This is a genomic window from Streptomyces sp. NPDC037013 (assembly GCF_055607265.1).
Genome location: NZ_JBVJRV010000012.1, coordinates 14,858 through 28,691 on the forward strand (window position 1 = coordinate 14,858; position 13,834 = coordinate 28,691).

Here is a 13,834-nt window from a genome sequence, read left to right on the forward strand (position 1 = left end):
CTTCCCGCGGCCCGACGCGCCCACACGCCGGAACACCCCACGGGACGAAGGGGTGTAAACGGGTACGTTCAGGGTCAGCGGGTCACCGGACGGTCCGCCCGCTGTCTCGTAACCGAGGAGAGAGCAGTTGCCATGGCCGAGTTCCTGACCGACATCAAGACCATCCGCGAGCGGGCCCGCCGGCAGATCGAGAAGGGCCCGGTGACCGACGCCTACGGCGCGGACCTGGAACGCGTCCTGCTCGTGCTCAACGAGGCCCTGGCCACGGAGATCGTCTGCACACTGCGCTACAAGCGGCACTACTACACCGCCTCCGGCCTCTACTCCGAGCCGGTGGCCGCGGAGTTCCTGGAACACGCCCAGGAGGAGCAGGAGCACGCCGACAAGCTGGCGCAGCGCATCGTGCAGCTGGGCGGCGAGCCCGACTTCAACCCCGACACCCTCACCGCCCGCTCCCACGCGGAGTACCACGCCGGCACCGACCTGATCGAAATGATCAAGGAGGACCTGGTCGCCGAACGCGTCGCCGTGGCCGCCTACACCGAGATCACCCAGTGGCTGGGCGAGGGCGACCCCACCACCCGCCGCGTCTTCGAGGAACTCCTCGCCCAGGAGGAGGAGCACGCCGACGACCTGCGCGGCCTGCTGGAGCGCATCCCGGGCGAGCACCGGGCCTGAGAAGGGCCAGACACCGCGGTGGGGCCCGGCCGCACTCGGCCGGGCCCCACCGCGTTCAGCGCCTGTGTTTCACCGGTTCTCCAGGCGCAGCGTCACATCCTTTTCCTGATCGCCCGAGGCCGAGCCCTCCTCGGCGACGGCGAAGGCCGCCGAGAGGACCGTGACGACCTGGTCGACCGCCACATAACCGCCCTGCACGGCGGCGGTCACCGGACCGCTCAGCCGCGGCACCCCGCCGGGCCCGCCGCCCGCCGGACGCCCGGTGTCAAAGACACCGCTCCACACGGTCGGCCCGTCGGCCGGCGAGGGCCGCGGCGCCGAACCGTCCTGCCGGTCGGAGGCGAAGGCCGCTTTCAGCACGGCGAAGACACTCCCGGCATCGTCCGCCTTGCCGCTCAGTTCCACCGTGACCTGCGCCGAGGGATCTCCCGCACCGCTCACCGTCGTTCCTTTCCTCGCGTCGTACTGCCAAAGGGGCACAGCCAGGCCGGCCCCGCCCCGAGAACCGGCTCACCCGGTGGGCTCGTCCGGCACCGGCTCCCGGTCCGTACCGCCCCCCTGCACCGCGTCCGGGCGCTCACCGGCACCGCCGGAAGCAGCACGCCGGCCGGTACCGGCCTCGTCCGTGTCGGGCACATCCTGTGCCGCGCCGCCGGTGTCCTTGCCGTCCTCGTCCTTCCCGTCCTCCTGCTCCCGCGGCTCCCAGCGGTCCTCGCCGCCGTCGGCCTGCTGGTCGGGCAGATCCCTGGGGATCGGCGTGCTGCCGTCCGCGCCGGGGGAGGCCGGTACCTGCTCACTCATCGCGATGTCTCCTCTCGAGCGCTTGCGCCCAGAGAACGCCGGGCCCTTGCGGCCGGCCACCCGGGGCTGGGATGCAGGTACCCGCGCAGGGCAGGACAACTCGTACTGATCACCGTGGACCACCCGCGCCCGATCGGCGACACGGATGCACCACCGCCCCCACCCTTGCCCGCCGCCCCGGCCGGCCGGGCGGAGCCGGCACAGCGGTGTGAGACTGCTGCTGATCGCCGCCCCCGCCGCGGAAGGGAGAAGACGTGCCGGCCTCCGATCCCCCGGGCGCGCTCGAGGAATTCCTCGCGGACCCCGACAACGCCGTACTGGACCTGACCACCGCGGCCGGCCGGTGCGCCACGGCCCTGGGCCTGCAGCAGGCGACGGTCTACCTCGCCGACCTCCAGCAGCGCCGGCTGGTCCCGCTGAGCGAGGACGAGATCCCTCTGGCCATGGACGGCACCCTGCCCGGCTGGGCCTACCGCACCCTCTCCCTGCGCGTGGCCGAATCACCCATCGGCGGCATGACCGCCTGGCTGCCCCTGCTGGACGGCGCCGAACGCCTGGGCGTGGTCGCCGTCCAGGCCCCCTTCCTCGACGGCGCCCTGCTGCGCCGCAGCAAGGCACTGGCCCACCTCCTGGCCATGATGATCACCTCCAAGCGCGCCTACAAGGACAACCTCGTCCAGCGCACCCGCGCCGAACCCATGCAGCTGCCCGCCGAGATGCTGCGCGCCTTCCTGCCGCCGCGCACCATCGGCAACACCCACGTGGTCTCCACCGCCGTCCTGGAACCCGCCTACGAGATCGGCGGCGACGCCTTCGACCACTGCCTCACCCGGACGGACCTGCACGCCACCATCGTCGACGCGATGGGCCACAACCTCCTCTCCGGCCTCACCACGGCCGTCGCCCTGGCCGCCTGCCGCAACGGCCGGCGCACCGGCGCGGATCTGCCCGAACTTCTGGAGTCCGTGGACACGGCACTGGAGCAGTGGCTGCCCGACCAGTTCTGCACGGGCGTCCTCACCCGCCTGGACCTCGCCAGCGGCGCCCTGCGCTGGAGCAACTGCGGCCACCCGCCGCCCCTGCTGATCCGCGACGACCGGCTGGTCGAGGGCGCCCTGGAAAAAGAACCCGACCCGCCCATGGGCTTCCCCGCCGACCTGCGCGGCAGCGACCGCCAGGTCCACGAGACGACCCTGCAACCGGGCGACCGCGTCCTGCTGTACACCGACGGCATGACCGAGGCGCGGCTGCCGGACGGCACGGAGTTCGGCCTCGAACGCTTCGCCGACTTCGTCATCCGCGCCTCCAGCGCCGGGGAGGTGGCCGCCGAGACCCTGCGCCGCCTCGTCCACTCGATCATGGACACCCAGAGCAACCGGCTGCGGGACGACGCGACCATCCTCATGATCGAGTGGCGGCCGCCCGGCCGGTGAGCACGGCCGGGGAAACCGCCGGGACCAGCCGGGCCGGCCGGCCCCGGCGGCAGCCCTTCAACCCCGCCGCCGGCCGTCCTGGTGGTGGATCTCCTCCTGGGCCTCGGGGCTGGGCGTGAGCGTGTCGCCGGCCTCGCCGTCCTTCTCCCGCCCGCGCTCCTCCTCGGGCACGGGCTGTTCCTCGGCCTCCTCCACCTCCTTGAACACCTCACCGGCCGCGGTCTGGGCGGGGGCGTGCTCGCGGTGGCCGCCGTGGTCGTGCTGGTTGTCCTGCATGGTGATCTCCCTTCGGAGGGGGTGTGCGGCCGGCGCCGTAGAGGCCGGCCGCTTGTGCGGAGTGCCGGGTCAGGGCGTGGCCAGGGGCTCCTGGCCGCCGGGGCCCGTGGTGATGACGAAACCGCTGCGCGGCCGGGTCGGCATCCGGTGCAGCGGGATGCGCAGATCCTGCTGCGGCACCCGGTGGCCCAGCCGGGCCAGGCGGGGCAGCAGGGTGCTCAGGACGGCCAGGGTGATGTCCTCGCCCGGGCAGCGGTGCCCCCCGGCGACCTCGCCGCCGCCCTGGGGCACCAGTACGTCGCGGCCGGGCTCGCCGCCGGTGAACCGCTCGGGGTCGAAGACGTAGGGCCGCGGCCACAGCGCCGGGTCGTGGTTCTGCCCGTACAGGTCGAGCAGGACCAGCGTGCCGCGGGCGATCGGCTCCCCCTGCCAGACGGTGTCCTGCGGTGCCAGGCCCGCCACGAACGGCGCGAAGGGGTAGAAGCGGCGCACCTCGTGGGCGAAGGCCCGCGCATAGCCGTCCCCGCCGTCCTTCGCGCGCGCGAGGCGTTCTTGCAACTGCGGGTGGCGGTGCAGGGCGTGGGCGCCGAAGACGGTGAACCAGCTCACCGCGACGGTGGGGCGGATGATGTTGAGGAGTTCGACGGCCGCCGTCCGCGGCTGAAGCAGCCGGCCGTCGGCGTCCCGGTGGGCGGCGACCGTGTGCACGGCATCGCCCGGGCTGCCCGTGCGGTCCGGCTCGGCCCGGGTCGCCTCGATCAGACGGGCCAGCGCCTGCTCCTGCCGGCCGCGGGCCCGCCGGGCCCGCAGATGGCGCGGCCCCGCGGTGGCGAACCCGTCGACCATCGCCACCAGATCCCGCGCCATCTGCCGCGCCCCGGCCCCGGGACGGTCCGCCCAGGGGATCCCCGCCCACCGGCAGACGGCCCGCGTCAGCACCACGCTCACCTCGTCGAACAGCGTGACCTGGGGCAGGTCCGCCCACTCCTTGCGGGCCTGCTCCCACTCCTCACCGACCCGCTCGGCCAGCGCCCGGATGCCGGGCCCGTCCTTGAGCAGGGAGACGAACAACGCCTTGCGCGCCCGGTGCTCCTCGCCGTCCAGCGTGTGCACCGCGCCCTGGCCGAAGAGCGTGCTGAGGACCGGCCCCGGCAGCGCCGTCCGGCGCCGCACATGGTCCTCGTCGTAGAAGAAGGCCACCGCCTCGGGGCCGCGCAGCGCGATGGCGGGCCTGCCCATCAGCCGGGTGCGCACCGGGCCCGGGCCGGCGCGCCGGCTCAGGTCGGGCAGCCAGGTGTAGCCCTGGGCGAGCAGAGGCAGCGTGTTGTCGATCATGGGGTCCTCCTCAAGGACGCGGGGCGCGGGGGCACCGGTCCTCCGGTGTCTTGCGGCGTGGTGCCCTCGCGCGGGGCCGGGCCGGTTCAGGGCAGGGGGGTGCCGCCCGTGGCGTTGACGATCTCGGCCGTGATGAAACTCGCGTGCTGGGAGGCGAGGAAGACGTAGGACGGTGCCATCTCCGCGGGCTGCGCGGGACGGCCCATCGGAGCCTGCTTGCCGAATTCCGCGGTGTCCGGCAGCGTCGCGGGGATCAGCGGCGTCCACACCGGCCCCGGCGCGACCGCGTTGACGCGGATCCCGTCCTCGACCAGCATCTGCGCCAGCCCCTGGGTGAAGGTCACGATGGCGCCCTTGGTCATGGCGTAGTCCAGCAGGTGCGGGCTGGGCTTGTAGGCCTGCACCGACGTGGTGTTGATGATCGAGCCGCCCCGCGGGATGTGCGGCACCGCCATCTTGCAGAGCCAGAACATGCCGTACAGGTTGGTGCGCAGCACGCGGTCGAACTGTTCCGTGGAGATGTCGGTGATGCCCTTGGGCTGCGACATCTGGTACGCGGCGTTGTTGACCAGCACGTCGATCCGGCCGAACTCGGCGACCGCCCGCTCCACCAGGCGCCGGCACTGCTCCTCCTCGCGGATGTCGCAGGGCACCGCGACGGCCCGGCGTCCGGCCTGCTCCACCCAGCGCGCGGTCTCCCGTGCCTCTTCGGCCTCGGAGGGCAGATGGGTGAACAGCACGTCCGCTTCCTCCCGGGCCATGGCGATGGCCACCGCCCGCCCGATGCCGGAGTCGCCCCCGGTGATCAGCGCGGCCTTCCCGCGCAGCAGCCCGGAGCCGCGGTAGGACTCCTCGCCGTGGTCGGGCGGCGGGTCCATGGGGCCGGTCCAGCCCGGCGGCTCCTGGTCCTGCTGGGGGAAGTCGGGCCGCGGCCCCCTGTCGGTGGGGTCCTGCGGGCCCTGCTTCCCGGGAGTGTCCTTCATCTGCTGCCGCCTTCCCTGCTGTCGTGCGGACGGCGCGCGGGCGCCCTGCCGGGCCCCGTCGCGCCTCGTGCCCACCTTCGTCAAGAGCGGGCCGGCCCACCACCGGAAGATCCCGGGGGCGGGCCGCGCCCGCCGTGCGCGGCCCTCGGGTGCCCGGCCGTCCGAGCGGCAAAACGCGGCGTCACGGCCCGTCGGGGCCGGGCAGGCATGTCCGCCGGGATCGAGGAAAGCCGGACACCATGAAGATCCTCATCGTCCTCGTCGTCCTCGGTGTCGCCCTCGCCTGGTACATGAACGGGCGCAAGAGGCGCTGACCCCCACACCCGCCCCCCGGGACGGTGAGTAGGTGCGCGGCATCCGCGCCGCGGCGGCCGCCCCGGACAAGCCGGCCCACCCCGGCCCGGCCCGGACGCGCAAGGGGGCACCTGAGGCGGCGCCACACCCGCCGCAGCGACCCGTCGCCCCCGGCCCGGCGGCCCGGACCCGCCCGCCCCGTACAGCCTCTGACGTTCCGTCAGTCGCGACGGGGGCGGGGGAGGGGTCAGGTGTCCCGGTGTGCTGCGGCGGCGCGGGCTGCTGTGCGGTAGGCGCCGGGGCGGTGGCCGGTGTGGCGGGCGAAGACCTTGCTGAAGCCGCCCGTATCGCGGTAGCCCACCTCGGCGGCGATGCTCGCCAGGGTGCGGTCGGTCATCTCCAGCAGGTGCCGGGCCCGGCGCACCCGGACGGTGTGCAGATACGTCAGCGGGCTCTGCCCGGTCTCCTCGCCGAAGCGGCGCAGCAGGGTGCGGGTGCTGACCCCGAACTCCCGGGCCAGGGCGGGCAGGTCGTAGCGCTCGCGCAGGTTCTGCTCGAGCCGGCGCTTGACGCCGCGCGAAAAACCCCGGCCCGGGGCGGGCAGCAACTCGGCGTCGACGTAAGGAGCCTGGCTGGAGCGCGTCTCGTCCAGCAGGGCGATGCGCGCGGTGCCGCGGGCGACCTTCGGGCCGTCGTGCTCGCGGATGAAGCCGAGCGCGAAGTCGTACATCGCGCTGAAGGCCGCCGTGGTGGTCACGCCCCGGTCGGTGACGACCAGCTGCTCGCAGCACACCCGCACCCGGCGGTAGCGGCGCGCGAACACCTCCGCGTACAGCCACGACGTCGTCGCCCGGCGCCCGTCGAGCAGGCCGGCCTCGGCGAGCAGGAAGGCGCCGACACAGACCGACACCAGCGCGTTGCCCGTCTCGGCCTGCGCGCGCAGGGCCGCCGTCTCCGGCTCCAGACGGGCCAGGGCCGCCTCGGGGCCCAGGGCGGGGGAGACCTCGAAGCCGGGCACGACCAGCACATCCGCCGGGCGCAGCGCCGCCACCTCGATGCCCGCCCCGCCCGAGGCGCGCACCCGCCCGCGCGGCGAGACGACCGCCACCTCATAGGAGGGCTCCGGCGCGCCCCGGGCCGCGGCGACGTGCCCGGCCATGCTCAGCAGATCGACGATCCCGAACACCTGCGAGGCATAACAGCCGGGATAGGCCAGCACATTGACGCGCAGCGCACTCACACGATCTCCGATGCCCTTGGCCGCCAGCGGGTGGCGAGATCGCCCGCGAAACCGGCGGTGCCGCAGCTTCTCGCCCCCGCCAGCCTCTCGCCATCCTTTCGCCCATGACAACCACAGCAGACACCGCCGCAGCGCAGGACGACCCGCTGGAGGACTTCGAGCGCAGGGCCGTCGCCGTCGAGGGCGTCACCAAGACCGTGTACGTCACCGGGGCGGGCCCGGCCGTCATCCTGATGCCGGAGATGCCGGGCATCAGCCCCGACGTGGCGCGCCTGGCCCGGTGGATCCGCGAGGCCGGCTTCAGCGTGTATGTGCCCTCCCTCTTCGGCGTCGACGGCGCCTATCCGCGGGCCGGGGAGGGGGAGGCGATCGTGCGGCGCGCCTGTGTCAGCGCGGAGTTCCGGGCATTCGCCGGGGGCGGCACGAGCCCGGTCGTGGGCTGGTTGCGCGGTCTGGCCCGCGGCGCGCACGCCGAACGCGGTGGGCCGGGGGTGGGCACCGTCGGGCTCTGCTTCACCGGCAACTTCGCGCTGACCATGGCGCTGGAGGAGGCCGTCATCGCCCCCGTGGTCAACCATCCCTCGCTGCCGCTGGACGACCCCGGCGCCCTGGAGATCGGCGCGGCGGACGCCGCCGCGCTGGCCGAACGCGTCGCCCGGGACGAACTGAAGGTGCTCGCCCACCGTTTCGAGGGCGACCGGTGGTGCACGGGCCGGCGGTTCGCGGCCTACCGGGCGCTGCTCGGCGACGCCTTCGAGGGCCGTGTCCTGCCCGCCGGGGCGGCCCTCACCAATCCCCCACCGTTCTTCCGCGACATCGTCGGCTGCGCCCACAGCGTGGTCACGGCACACTTCGTCGATGAGGCCGGCCATCCCACGGTGCGGGCCCGCGACGAGATCCTCGCCTTCCTGACCGAGCGGCTGGCACCCGCCCCGGCCTGAAGGCGGCGCATCCACTCCGCGACGGTGACGGCGTCGCGGCCGGCGAGAAGGAGGCCCCCGTGCGGTTGCGCGGTTCCGGCGACAGCGGCTGGGACGCCAGGCCCCGGCCGGGTGTCCCGCTGCCCAGGGTGCGGTGAGCGGCCCGGCGGCCCGCTGCCGGTTCAGGTGTTCTCCCGGCCCGCCGCCTTGGCGATGTTGCGGGCCATGCCGCCGAAGACGACGGCGTGAAAGGGCGCCACCGACCACCAGTAGACATGCCCGAGCAGGCCCCGCGGGTGGAACAGGGCCCGCTGGCGGTAACGGGTGCGCCCCGGCCCGCCGGGTGTGTCCGGTGCGCCGGATGTGTTCTCGGGGTGCTGCCCGTGTTGCCCGTGCTTTGGTGTCGTCCCGTCCTTGGCCGGTGGCCCGTCCTGTTCGACGTACATCTCCAGCCAGGCCAGGCCCGGCAGCCGCATCTCGGCGCGCAGGCGCAGCATCCGGCCCGCCTCGATCTCCTCCACCCGCCAGAAGTCCAGGGAGTCGCCGGTCCTGAGGTGGCGGGCGTCGCGGCGGCCGCGGCGCAGGCCGACGCCGCCGGCCAGCCGGTCGAGCCAGCCGCGCACCGCCCAGGCGAGGGGGAAGGAGTACCAGCCGTTGTCCCCGCCGATGCCTTCGATGACCCGCCACAGCTGAGCGGGGGTGGCGTCCACGATCATCTGGCGGTGGTCGGTGTAGAGGCTGCCGCCGGCCCAGTCGGGGTCGGTGGGCAGCGGGTCGCTGGGCGCGCCGGGCAGCGAGGCCGAGGACCAGCGGGTGGTGACCTGGGCCTCCTGGATGCGCTGCAGGGCCAGCCGCAGGGCCTGGCGGAAGGGCAGCGGGCGCCCGGGGCCGTCGGGCACGTAGCGGGCGATGTCCCGTTCCTGGCAGACGACTTCATGGCGCAGGGACTCCGCCAGCGGGCGGGCGATGCCACGGGGTACGGGGGTGACCAGGCCGACCCAGTGGCTGGACAGGGCCGGGGTCAGCAGGGGGACGGGCACGATCAGCCGGTGCCGCAATCCGGCGACCTCGGCATAGGTGCGCATCATGTCCCGGTAGGTCATGACGTCCGGGCCGCCGATGTCGAAGGCGCGGTTGAGGGTGTCCGGCAGGTGGGCGCAGGCGGCGAGGTAGCGCAGCACGTCGCGCACGGCGATGGGCTGGATGCGGGTGCGCACCCAGCTGGGCGTCACCATGACCGGCAGGCGTTCGGTGAGGTAGCGCAGCATCTCGAAGGAGGCGGAGCCCGAGCCGATGATGACCGCGGCGCGCAGCACGATGCTGGGGACGCCGGAGTCGAGGAAGATGTGGCCCACCTCGGCGCGCGAGCGCAGGTGCGGCGACAGGTCCTGTTCGGGTACGCCGGCCGGGGTGAGCCCGCCCAGGTAGACGATGCGCCCTACGCCGGCCGCGCGGGCCTGCTCGGCGACGGTGTGCGCCGCGCGCCGGTCGGTCTCCTCGAAGCCGGGCCCGGAGTTCAGGGCGTGCACCAGGTAGTAGGCCACCTCGATGCCCCGCAGGGCCTCGGCCAGTGACCGGGGGTCGGTCACATCGCCCTGGACGATCTCCACCTGTCCGGCCCAGGGGTGGTCGCGCAGCTTCTGGGGGGTGCGGGCCAGGCAGCGCACCCGGTGGCCCGCCGCGAGCAGTTCGGGCACCAGGCGCCCGCCGATGTAGCCGGTGGCTCCGGTCACCAGGACGTGCCGGCCGGGCCGGGGGGCCTCTTCGCTGTCGCTCACGTGCGCCGGTACCTCGTTTCGGTCTCGGGGGAGCGGGCCGCTTCTTTCCAGGCAGTCTCACCCGCGGCGGCCCGCCCCGCGACAGCTGGCCGCCGCCGCGCATGTCCCTGTACGGGAGAGGGCCGGGGGAGAGGGGGCGGGCCCGGGGGTGCCTGACGGGCCGTCACTGCGGGGGGGGCCGGTGTCACGGTGCGGTGGGCGGGGCGGACGGTGGCAGGGGGGTCAGCCGGTAGGCGTCGCCGTGGGCGCTCACCCGGCCGGCGGTGGGCGCGGGGAAGTGGGTGCCCAGGAGGAGGGTGTCGGTGCCGGCGAGCGAGGCGAGCAGGGCGCGGCGCGAGGCCTCGGCCTGCCCGGGGTCGGTGTCGACGCAGCTTCCCAGGTGGGGGTGGGGGAGCTGGACGGGGTGGTGGATCAGGTCGCCGGTGATCAGCGCTGCCCGGCCGCGGCTGCTCAGCCGGACGGCCAGGTGGCCGGGGGTGTGGCCGGGGGTGGGCACAAGGCTCAGGCCGGGGGCGAGCTCGGTGCCCTGCGGCGGGACGTCCAGGAGGTCGAGCAGCCCGGCGTTCTCGACGGGGTGCACCGAGTCGCGGAACATCTGCCGCCGCGGCTCGTCCATGGCGTACCCGGCCCAGAAGTCCCGTTCGGCGCGGGAGGTGACGTAACGGGCGTGGGGGAAGGTGGGGACCCACGCGCCGTCGCCCGGCCGTGCGCGGGTGTTCCAGCCGACGTGGTCGGTGTGCAGGTGGGTCAGGACGACCAGGTCGACCCTCTCCGGTGGGAACCCGGCGGCGGTCAGGCGCCGCAGGTAGTCGGTGCGCAGGTGGTGCCAGGCCGGGTTGGCGCGCGTCTTGCCGTTGCCGATGCCGGTGTCGACCAGCACCCGCAGGCCCCCCACGGTGAGCGCGAAGCTGTGGCTGTCCAGGCGCAGGACGCCCGCGGGGTCGGCGAAGTCGGGGCGCAGCCACTGCTGGCGGGCGACCAGTTCGGGGCCGGCGCCGGGCAGCAGCCAGGGCCCGGTGGCGGGCGGCAGCGGCGTCTCGTCGATGCGGTGGACGGTGATGTCGCCGACGGTCCAGTACGGGGCCGCGGGCGGCGGCCCGCTCCGGACGGTGGTCGGGCTCTGCATGGCTGGGTCCTCTCCCCGGGAACACGAACGCTAAAAGCTAAGTGTTTGCGTTAAGTGAGCGTAGGTCCTACGGTGACCTAACGCAAACACTTAGCTTTTAGCGGGGGTGGGGCGGACCGCACTCCCGCAACACCCCGTCCCCGCCCACCCGTTGAGGACCCCATGCCTGCCCCTGAAGAGCCCACACCCCAGCCCGCACCCCCACTCACGCCCCGGCTGACGCCCCCTGAGGCCGCCCGCTGGGCGGCGCGCGCCGGACTCCTGCTGCCGCCGGAGCGGCACCAGGCGGTGGCCGCCACCGCCGAGCACATCCACGCCGTCGTCGCCGTCCTGCGGGAACTGGACTTCGCCGACACCCCGCCCGCCCCCCACTCCACCGCGGAGGAGCAGCCCCATGCGGCCCTTTGAGCTGACCCTGGCCGACGCCGCACAGGAGATACGGGCGCGCCGGCTCTCCCCGGTGGAGCTGGTGGACTCCGTACTGGAGCGGATCGAGCAGACCCAGCCCGCCCTCAACGCCTACGTCACCGTCACCGCCGAGCGGGCCCGCAAAGCCGCCCGCGAAGCCGAACGCCAAGCCGCCGCCGGGCACTTCACCGGCCCGCTGCACGGCATCCCGGTGGCGCTGAAGGACCTGATCGACGTCGCCGGAGTGGCGACCACGGCCAGCTCGGCGGTCCGCACCGGGCACCGGGCGCAGAGCGACAGCACGGTCGCGGCCCGCCTGGCCGCGGCCGGCACCGCCCTGCTGGGCAAGACCCACACCCATGAGTTCGCCTACGGGCTGACCACCCCCCAGACCCGCAACGCCTGGCACCCGGACCGGGTCGCCGGCGGCTCCAGCGGCGGCTCGGCCGTCGCGGTGGCCGCGGGCGCGGCCACCTTCGCCCTGGGCACCGACACCGGCGGTTCCATCCGCGTACCGGCCGCACTGAACGGCATCGTCGGCCTCAAACCCACCTACGGCCTCATCCCCCGCGACGGCGTGACCTCCCTGTCCTGGACGCTGGACCACATCGGCCCCCTGACCCGCACCGTCCAGGACGCGGCCCTGGCCCTGTCCGCCCTCACCGGCCCCGCACCGCGCGGCCCGGCCGGCCCGCCCCCGCCCGCCACGGACCTGACCGGCATACGCGTCGGCGTCCCGCGCACCTACTACTTCGACCACGTCGACGTAGACATCGAAAACGCCGTGCGGACCGCCCTCACCCACCTGCGCTCCCTGGGCGCGACCCTCGTCGACGTCGACATCCCCATGACCCGCTACATCCAGGCCACCCAGTGGGGCCTGATGGTCCCCGAGGCCAGCGCCTACCACGCACCGACCCTGCGCTCGGCGCCCGAGCGCTACGGGCCCGACGTGCGGATCCTGCTGGAAGCCGGCGAACTGATGCCCGCCGGCGACTACCTGCGCGCCCGGCGCGCCCGCACCCTCATGCACCAGGCCTGGCTGCGCCTGCTGGAACAGGCCGACGTGATCGCCGCCCCCACCGTCCCCACCACCGCCGTCCCCACCGGCCAGACCACCCTCACCTGGCCCGACGGCACCCACGAAAGCGTCTCCGACGCCTACGTCCGCCTCTGCGCGCCCGCCGACATCACCGGCCTGCCCGCCCTGTCCCTGCCCGTCGGCCGCGACCGCGCCGGCCTGCCGATCGGCATGCAGCTGCTGGGCCGGCCACTGGCCGAGGCGCTGCTCCTGCGGGTGGGCCGCGCCTACGAACAGAGCGTGCCCGCCCACCGGCACACCCCCGCGCCCCTGGCCGCCTGACACCCGCCCCGCGCCCGCCTGATGCCCGCCCGGCCTTTGCCGGCCGCCCCCGGGGCCGCGTCCCGGGGGCACGGAGACCGGCTTAAGGTGATGCCTGTGAGCCGTAGACCGATGGCGCGCCCCGGCGGGCGCAGCGCCCGCGTCCAGGAAGCCGTCCACGCCGCGGTCCGCGACCTCGCGGCGCAGGCCGGCCGCGACGCGCTGACCGTGCCCCAGATCGCCGCCCGCGCCGGGGTCACCCCCTCCACGATCTACCGCCGCTGGGGCGATCTGCAGGCCCTCCTCTCGGACGTCGCGGTCGAGCGCCTGCGCCCCGAGACACCGCCGCAGGACCACGGCGACCTGCGCTGCGACCTGCGGGCCTGGGCCGAGGAGTTCCTCGAGGACATGGCCTCCCCGGCCGGGCGCGCCTACATCCGCGACGCCCTGCTCGGTGACCCCGATGGCACCAACGCGGGCCAGTGCTCGGCCTACGCGGCCCAGCAGATCGACGTCATCCTCGCCCGCGCCGCCGCCCGCGGCGAGAGGGCACCCGACACCGAGACCGTCCTCGACCACGTCGTGGCACCGATGATGTACCGCATCCTCTTCCGCCCCGGCGGCCACGACGCCGCCTACGCCCACCGCCTGGTGACCACCCTGCTGGCCCTGTGAGCCCGGCCCCCCCGCGCGCGGGTGACACCGGCCCCCGCCCGCGCGTGGCAGCGCGCCCCAAGGCGGGGCCCGCGCCTACAAACACCCCCATGTGCCACTACTGCGGTTGCCGAGAGATCCCGCTGATCAAGGAGTTCATCGCCGAACACGAGCGCGTCACCGACGCCGCGGGCGATGCCCTGCGCGCCCTGGACCGGGGCGACACGGCCCGCGCCCGCACCCTGGTGGACGCCATGGCCCGCGAGCTGGCGGCACACTGGCGGGGCGAGGAGGACGGCCTGTTCACGGTGATGCGCGCGGACCCCGAGTACGCGCCCTACATCGCCGCCCTGGAAGGCGAACACCGCGACCTGGCCGCCCTGTTGCCCGCCCTTGACCTGTCGGACCCCGCCGACGTGGACCGCCTCACCGAGGCCGTCGGCGAACTGCACCGGCACATCGCCAAGGAGGAGGACGGCCTCTTCCCCGCCTCGCTGACCGCACTCGACGGCCAGCAGTGGAACCTGGCCATGGCCGCCTGGCGCCGGGCCCACCCCGCCTGACCC

Annotated in this window: 15 protein-coding genes; 7 read left to right on the forward strand and 8 right to left on the reverse strand. The window is 74.5% G+C overall.

Annotated features, from left to right (window positions below):
- The first annotated feature begins 132 nt into the window (after positions 1–132).
- Positions 133–678 carry a ferritin-like domain-containing protein gene (locus ACZ7DY_RS35320; RefSeq protein ID WP_471143040.1) on the forward strand — a complete coding sequence of 182 codons (546 nt, stop codon included), beginning with the start codon at positions 133–135 and terminating at the stop codon, positions 676–678.
- Positions 679–747: 69 nt separating this feature from the next.
- Here ACZ7DY_RS35320 and ACZ7DY_RS35325 read toward each other — a convergent pair whose 3' ends face one another.
- Positions 748–1,119: a hypothetical protein gene (locus ACZ7DY_RS35325; RefSeq protein WP_471143043.1), complete on the reverse strand. Its 372-nt coding sequence runs from the start codon at positions 1,117–1,119 to the stop codon at positions 748–750.
- 69 nt (positions 1,120–1,188) lie between these two features.
- The gene (locus tag ACZ7DY_RS35330; protein WP_471143045.1) at positions 1,189–1,479 is read right to left on the reverse strand and encodes a hypothetical protein; all 291 of its coding nucleotides are present in this window, start codon (positions 1,477–1,479) and stop codon (positions 1,189–1,191) included.
- Positions 1,480–1,733: 254 nt separating this feature from the next.
- On the opposite strand from ACZ7DY_RS35330, the gene ACZ7DY_RS35335 reads away from it, so the two are divergent.
- Positions 1,734–2,912 (forward strand): PP2C family protein-serine/threonine phosphatase, encoded by a 1,179-nt coding sequence (locus ACZ7DY_RS35335; protein ID WP_471143050.1) that lies wholly within the window; start codon positions 1,734–1,736, stop codon positions 2,910–2,912.
- Between the two features lie 57 nt (positions 2,913–2,969).
- Here ACZ7DY_RS35335 and ACZ7DY_RS35340 read toward each other — a convergent pair whose 3' ends face one another.
- The 4 genes from ACZ7DY_RS35340 to ACZ7DY_RS35355 all read right to left on the reverse strand — a co-directional run bounded on the left by ACZ7DY_RS35340 (position 2,970) and on the right by ACZ7DY_RS35355 (position 7,040).
- Positions 2,970–3,188 carry a hypothetical protein gene (locus ACZ7DY_RS35340; protein WP_471143052.1) on the reverse strand — a complete coding sequence of 73 codons (219 nt, stop codon included), beginning with the start codon at positions 3,186–3,188 and terminating at the stop codon, positions 2,970–2,972.
- Positions 3,189–3,257: 69 nt separating this feature from the next.
- Positions 3,258–4,523 (reverse strand): cytochrome P450, encoded by a 1,266-nt coding sequence (locus ACZ7DY_RS35345; protein ID WP_471143054.1) that lies wholly within the window; start codon positions 4,521–4,523, stop codon positions 3,258–3,260.
- A gap of 86 nt (positions 4,524–4,609) precedes the next feature.
- Positions 4,610–5,506, reverse strand: coding sequence for an SDR family oxidoreductase (locus ACZ7DY_RS35350; protein WP_471143055.1), 897 nt, complete (start codon positions 5,504–5,506; stop codon positions 4,610–4,612).
- Positions 5,507–6,047: 541 nt separating this feature from the next.
- The gene (locus ACZ7DY_RS35355) at positions 6,048–7,040 is read right to left on the reverse strand and encodes a GlxA family transcriptional regulator (RefSeq protein WP_471143057.1); all 993 of its coding nucleotides are present in this window, start codon (positions 7,038–7,040) and stop codon (positions 6,048–6,050) included.
- 104 nt (positions 7,041–7,144) lie between these two features.
- Here ACZ7DY_RS35355 and ACZ7DY_RS35360 point away from each other — a divergent pair, with 104 nt between their 5' ends.
- Positions 7,145–7,981 (forward strand): dienelactone hydrolase family protein, encoded by an 837-nt coding sequence (locus ACZ7DY_RS35360; RefSeq protein WP_471143058.1) that lies wholly within the window; start codon positions 7,145–7,147, stop codon positions 7,979–7,981.
- Positions 7,982–8,142: 161 nt separating this feature from the next.
- Here ACZ7DY_RS35360 and ACZ7DY_RS35365 read toward each other — a convergent pair whose 3' ends face one another.
- Positions 8,143–9,738 (reverse strand): SDR family oxidoreductase, encoded by a 1,596-nt coding sequence (locus ACZ7DY_RS35365; protein ID WP_471143060.1) that lies wholly within the window; start codon positions 9,736–9,738, stop codon positions 8,143–8,145.
- 184 nt (positions 9,739–9,922) lie between these two features.
- Complete coding sequence (locus tag ACZ7DY_RS35370) at positions 9,923–10,864, reverse strand: MBL fold metallo-hydrolase (protein ID WP_471143063.1); 942 nt, start codon at positions 10,862–10,864, stop codon at positions 9,923–9,925.
- Positions 10,865–11,026: 162 nt separating this feature from the next.
- Between ACZ7DY_RS35370 and ACZ7DY_RS35375 the strand changes: the two genes are divergently transcribed.
- The 4 genes from ACZ7DY_RS35375 (at position 11,027) to ACZ7DY_RS35390 (ending at position 13,831) form a co-directional block, all read left to right on the forward strand.
- Complete coding sequence (locus tag ACZ7DY_RS35375; RefSeq protein WP_471143065.1) at positions 11,027–11,272, forward strand: hypothetical protein; 246 nt, start codon at positions 11,027–11,029, stop codon at positions 11,270–11,272.
- Positions 11,259–12,635 carry an amidase gene (locus ACZ7DY_RS35380; RefSeq protein ID WP_471143067.1) on the forward strand — a complete coding sequence of 459 codons (1,377 nt, stop codon included), beginning with the start codon at positions 11,259–11,261 and terminating at the stop codon, positions 12,633–12,635. Before ACZ7DY_RS35375 ends, ACZ7DY_RS35380 begins: the two co-directional genes overlap by 14 nt.
- Before the next feature lie 111 nt (positions 12,636–12,746).
- Positions 12,747–13,289 carry a TetR/AcrR family transcriptional regulator gene (locus tag ACZ7DY_RS35385; protein ID WP_471143326.1) on the forward strand — a complete coding sequence of 181 codons (543 nt, stop codon included), beginning with the start codon at positions 12,747–12,749 and terminating at the stop codon, positions 13,287–13,289.
- Between the two features lie 89 nt (positions 13,290–13,378).
- A complete protein-coding gene (locus ACZ7DY_RS35390) occupies positions 13,379–13,831 on the forward strand; it encodes a hemerythrin domain-containing protein (RefSeq protein WP_471143070.1) in 453 nt (150 codons plus the stop codon).
- Positions 13,832–13,834: the final 3 nt, after the last annotated feature.

What these genes read in the sequence shown, in the direction of transcription:
- ACZ7DY_RS35370 (WP_471143063.1), bottom strand. Translation starts at nt 10,864, where the DNA reads ATGCAGAGCCCGACCACCGTCCGGAGCGGGCCGCCGCCCGCGGCCCCG.
- ACZ7DY_RS35390 (WP_471143070.1), top strand. Translation starts at nt 13,379, where the DNA reads ATGTGCCACTACTGCGGTTGCCGAGAGATCCCGCTGATCAAGGAGTTC.
- ACZ7DY_RS35320 (WP_471143040.1), top strand. Translation starts at nt 133, where the DNA reads ATGGCCGAGTTCCTGACCGACATCAAGACCATCCGCGAGCGGGCCCGC.
- ACZ7DY_RS35340 (WP_471143052.1), bottom strand. Translation starts at nt 3,188, where the DNA reads ATGCAGGACAACCAGCACGACCACGGCGGCCACCGCGAGCACGCCCCC.
- ACZ7DY_RS35345 (WP_471143054.1), bottom strand. Translation starts at nt 4,523, where the DNA reads ATGATCGACAACACGCTGCCTCTGCTCGCCCAGGGCTACACCTGGCTG.
- ACZ7DY_RS35350 (WP_471143055.1), bottom strand. Translation starts at nt 5,506, where the DNA reads ATGAAGGACACTCCCGGGAAGCAGGGCCCGCAGGACCCCACCGACAGG.
- ACZ7DY_RS35360 (WP_471143058.1), top strand. Translation starts at nt 7,145, where the DNA reads ATGACAACCACAGCAGACACCGCCGCAGCGCAGGACGACCCGCTGGAG.
- ACZ7DY_RS35385 (WP_471143326.1), top strand. Translation starts at nt 12,747, where the DNA reads ATGGCGCGCCCCGGCGGGCGCAGCGCCCGCGTCCAGGAAGCCGTCCAC.
- ACZ7DY_RS35330 (WP_471143045.1), bottom strand. Translation starts at nt 1,479, where the DNA reads ATGAGTGAGCAGGTACCGGCCTCCCCCGGCGCGGACGGCAGCACGCCG.
- ACZ7DY_RS35380 (WP_471143067.1), top strand. Translation starts at nt 11,259, where the DNA reads ATGCGGCCCTTTGAGCTGACCCTGGCCGACGCCGCACAGGAGATACGG.
- ACZ7DY_RS35375 (WP_471143065.1), top strand. Translation starts at nt 11,027, where the DNA reads ATGCCTGCCCCTGAAGAGCCCACACCCCAGCCCGCACCCCCACTCACG.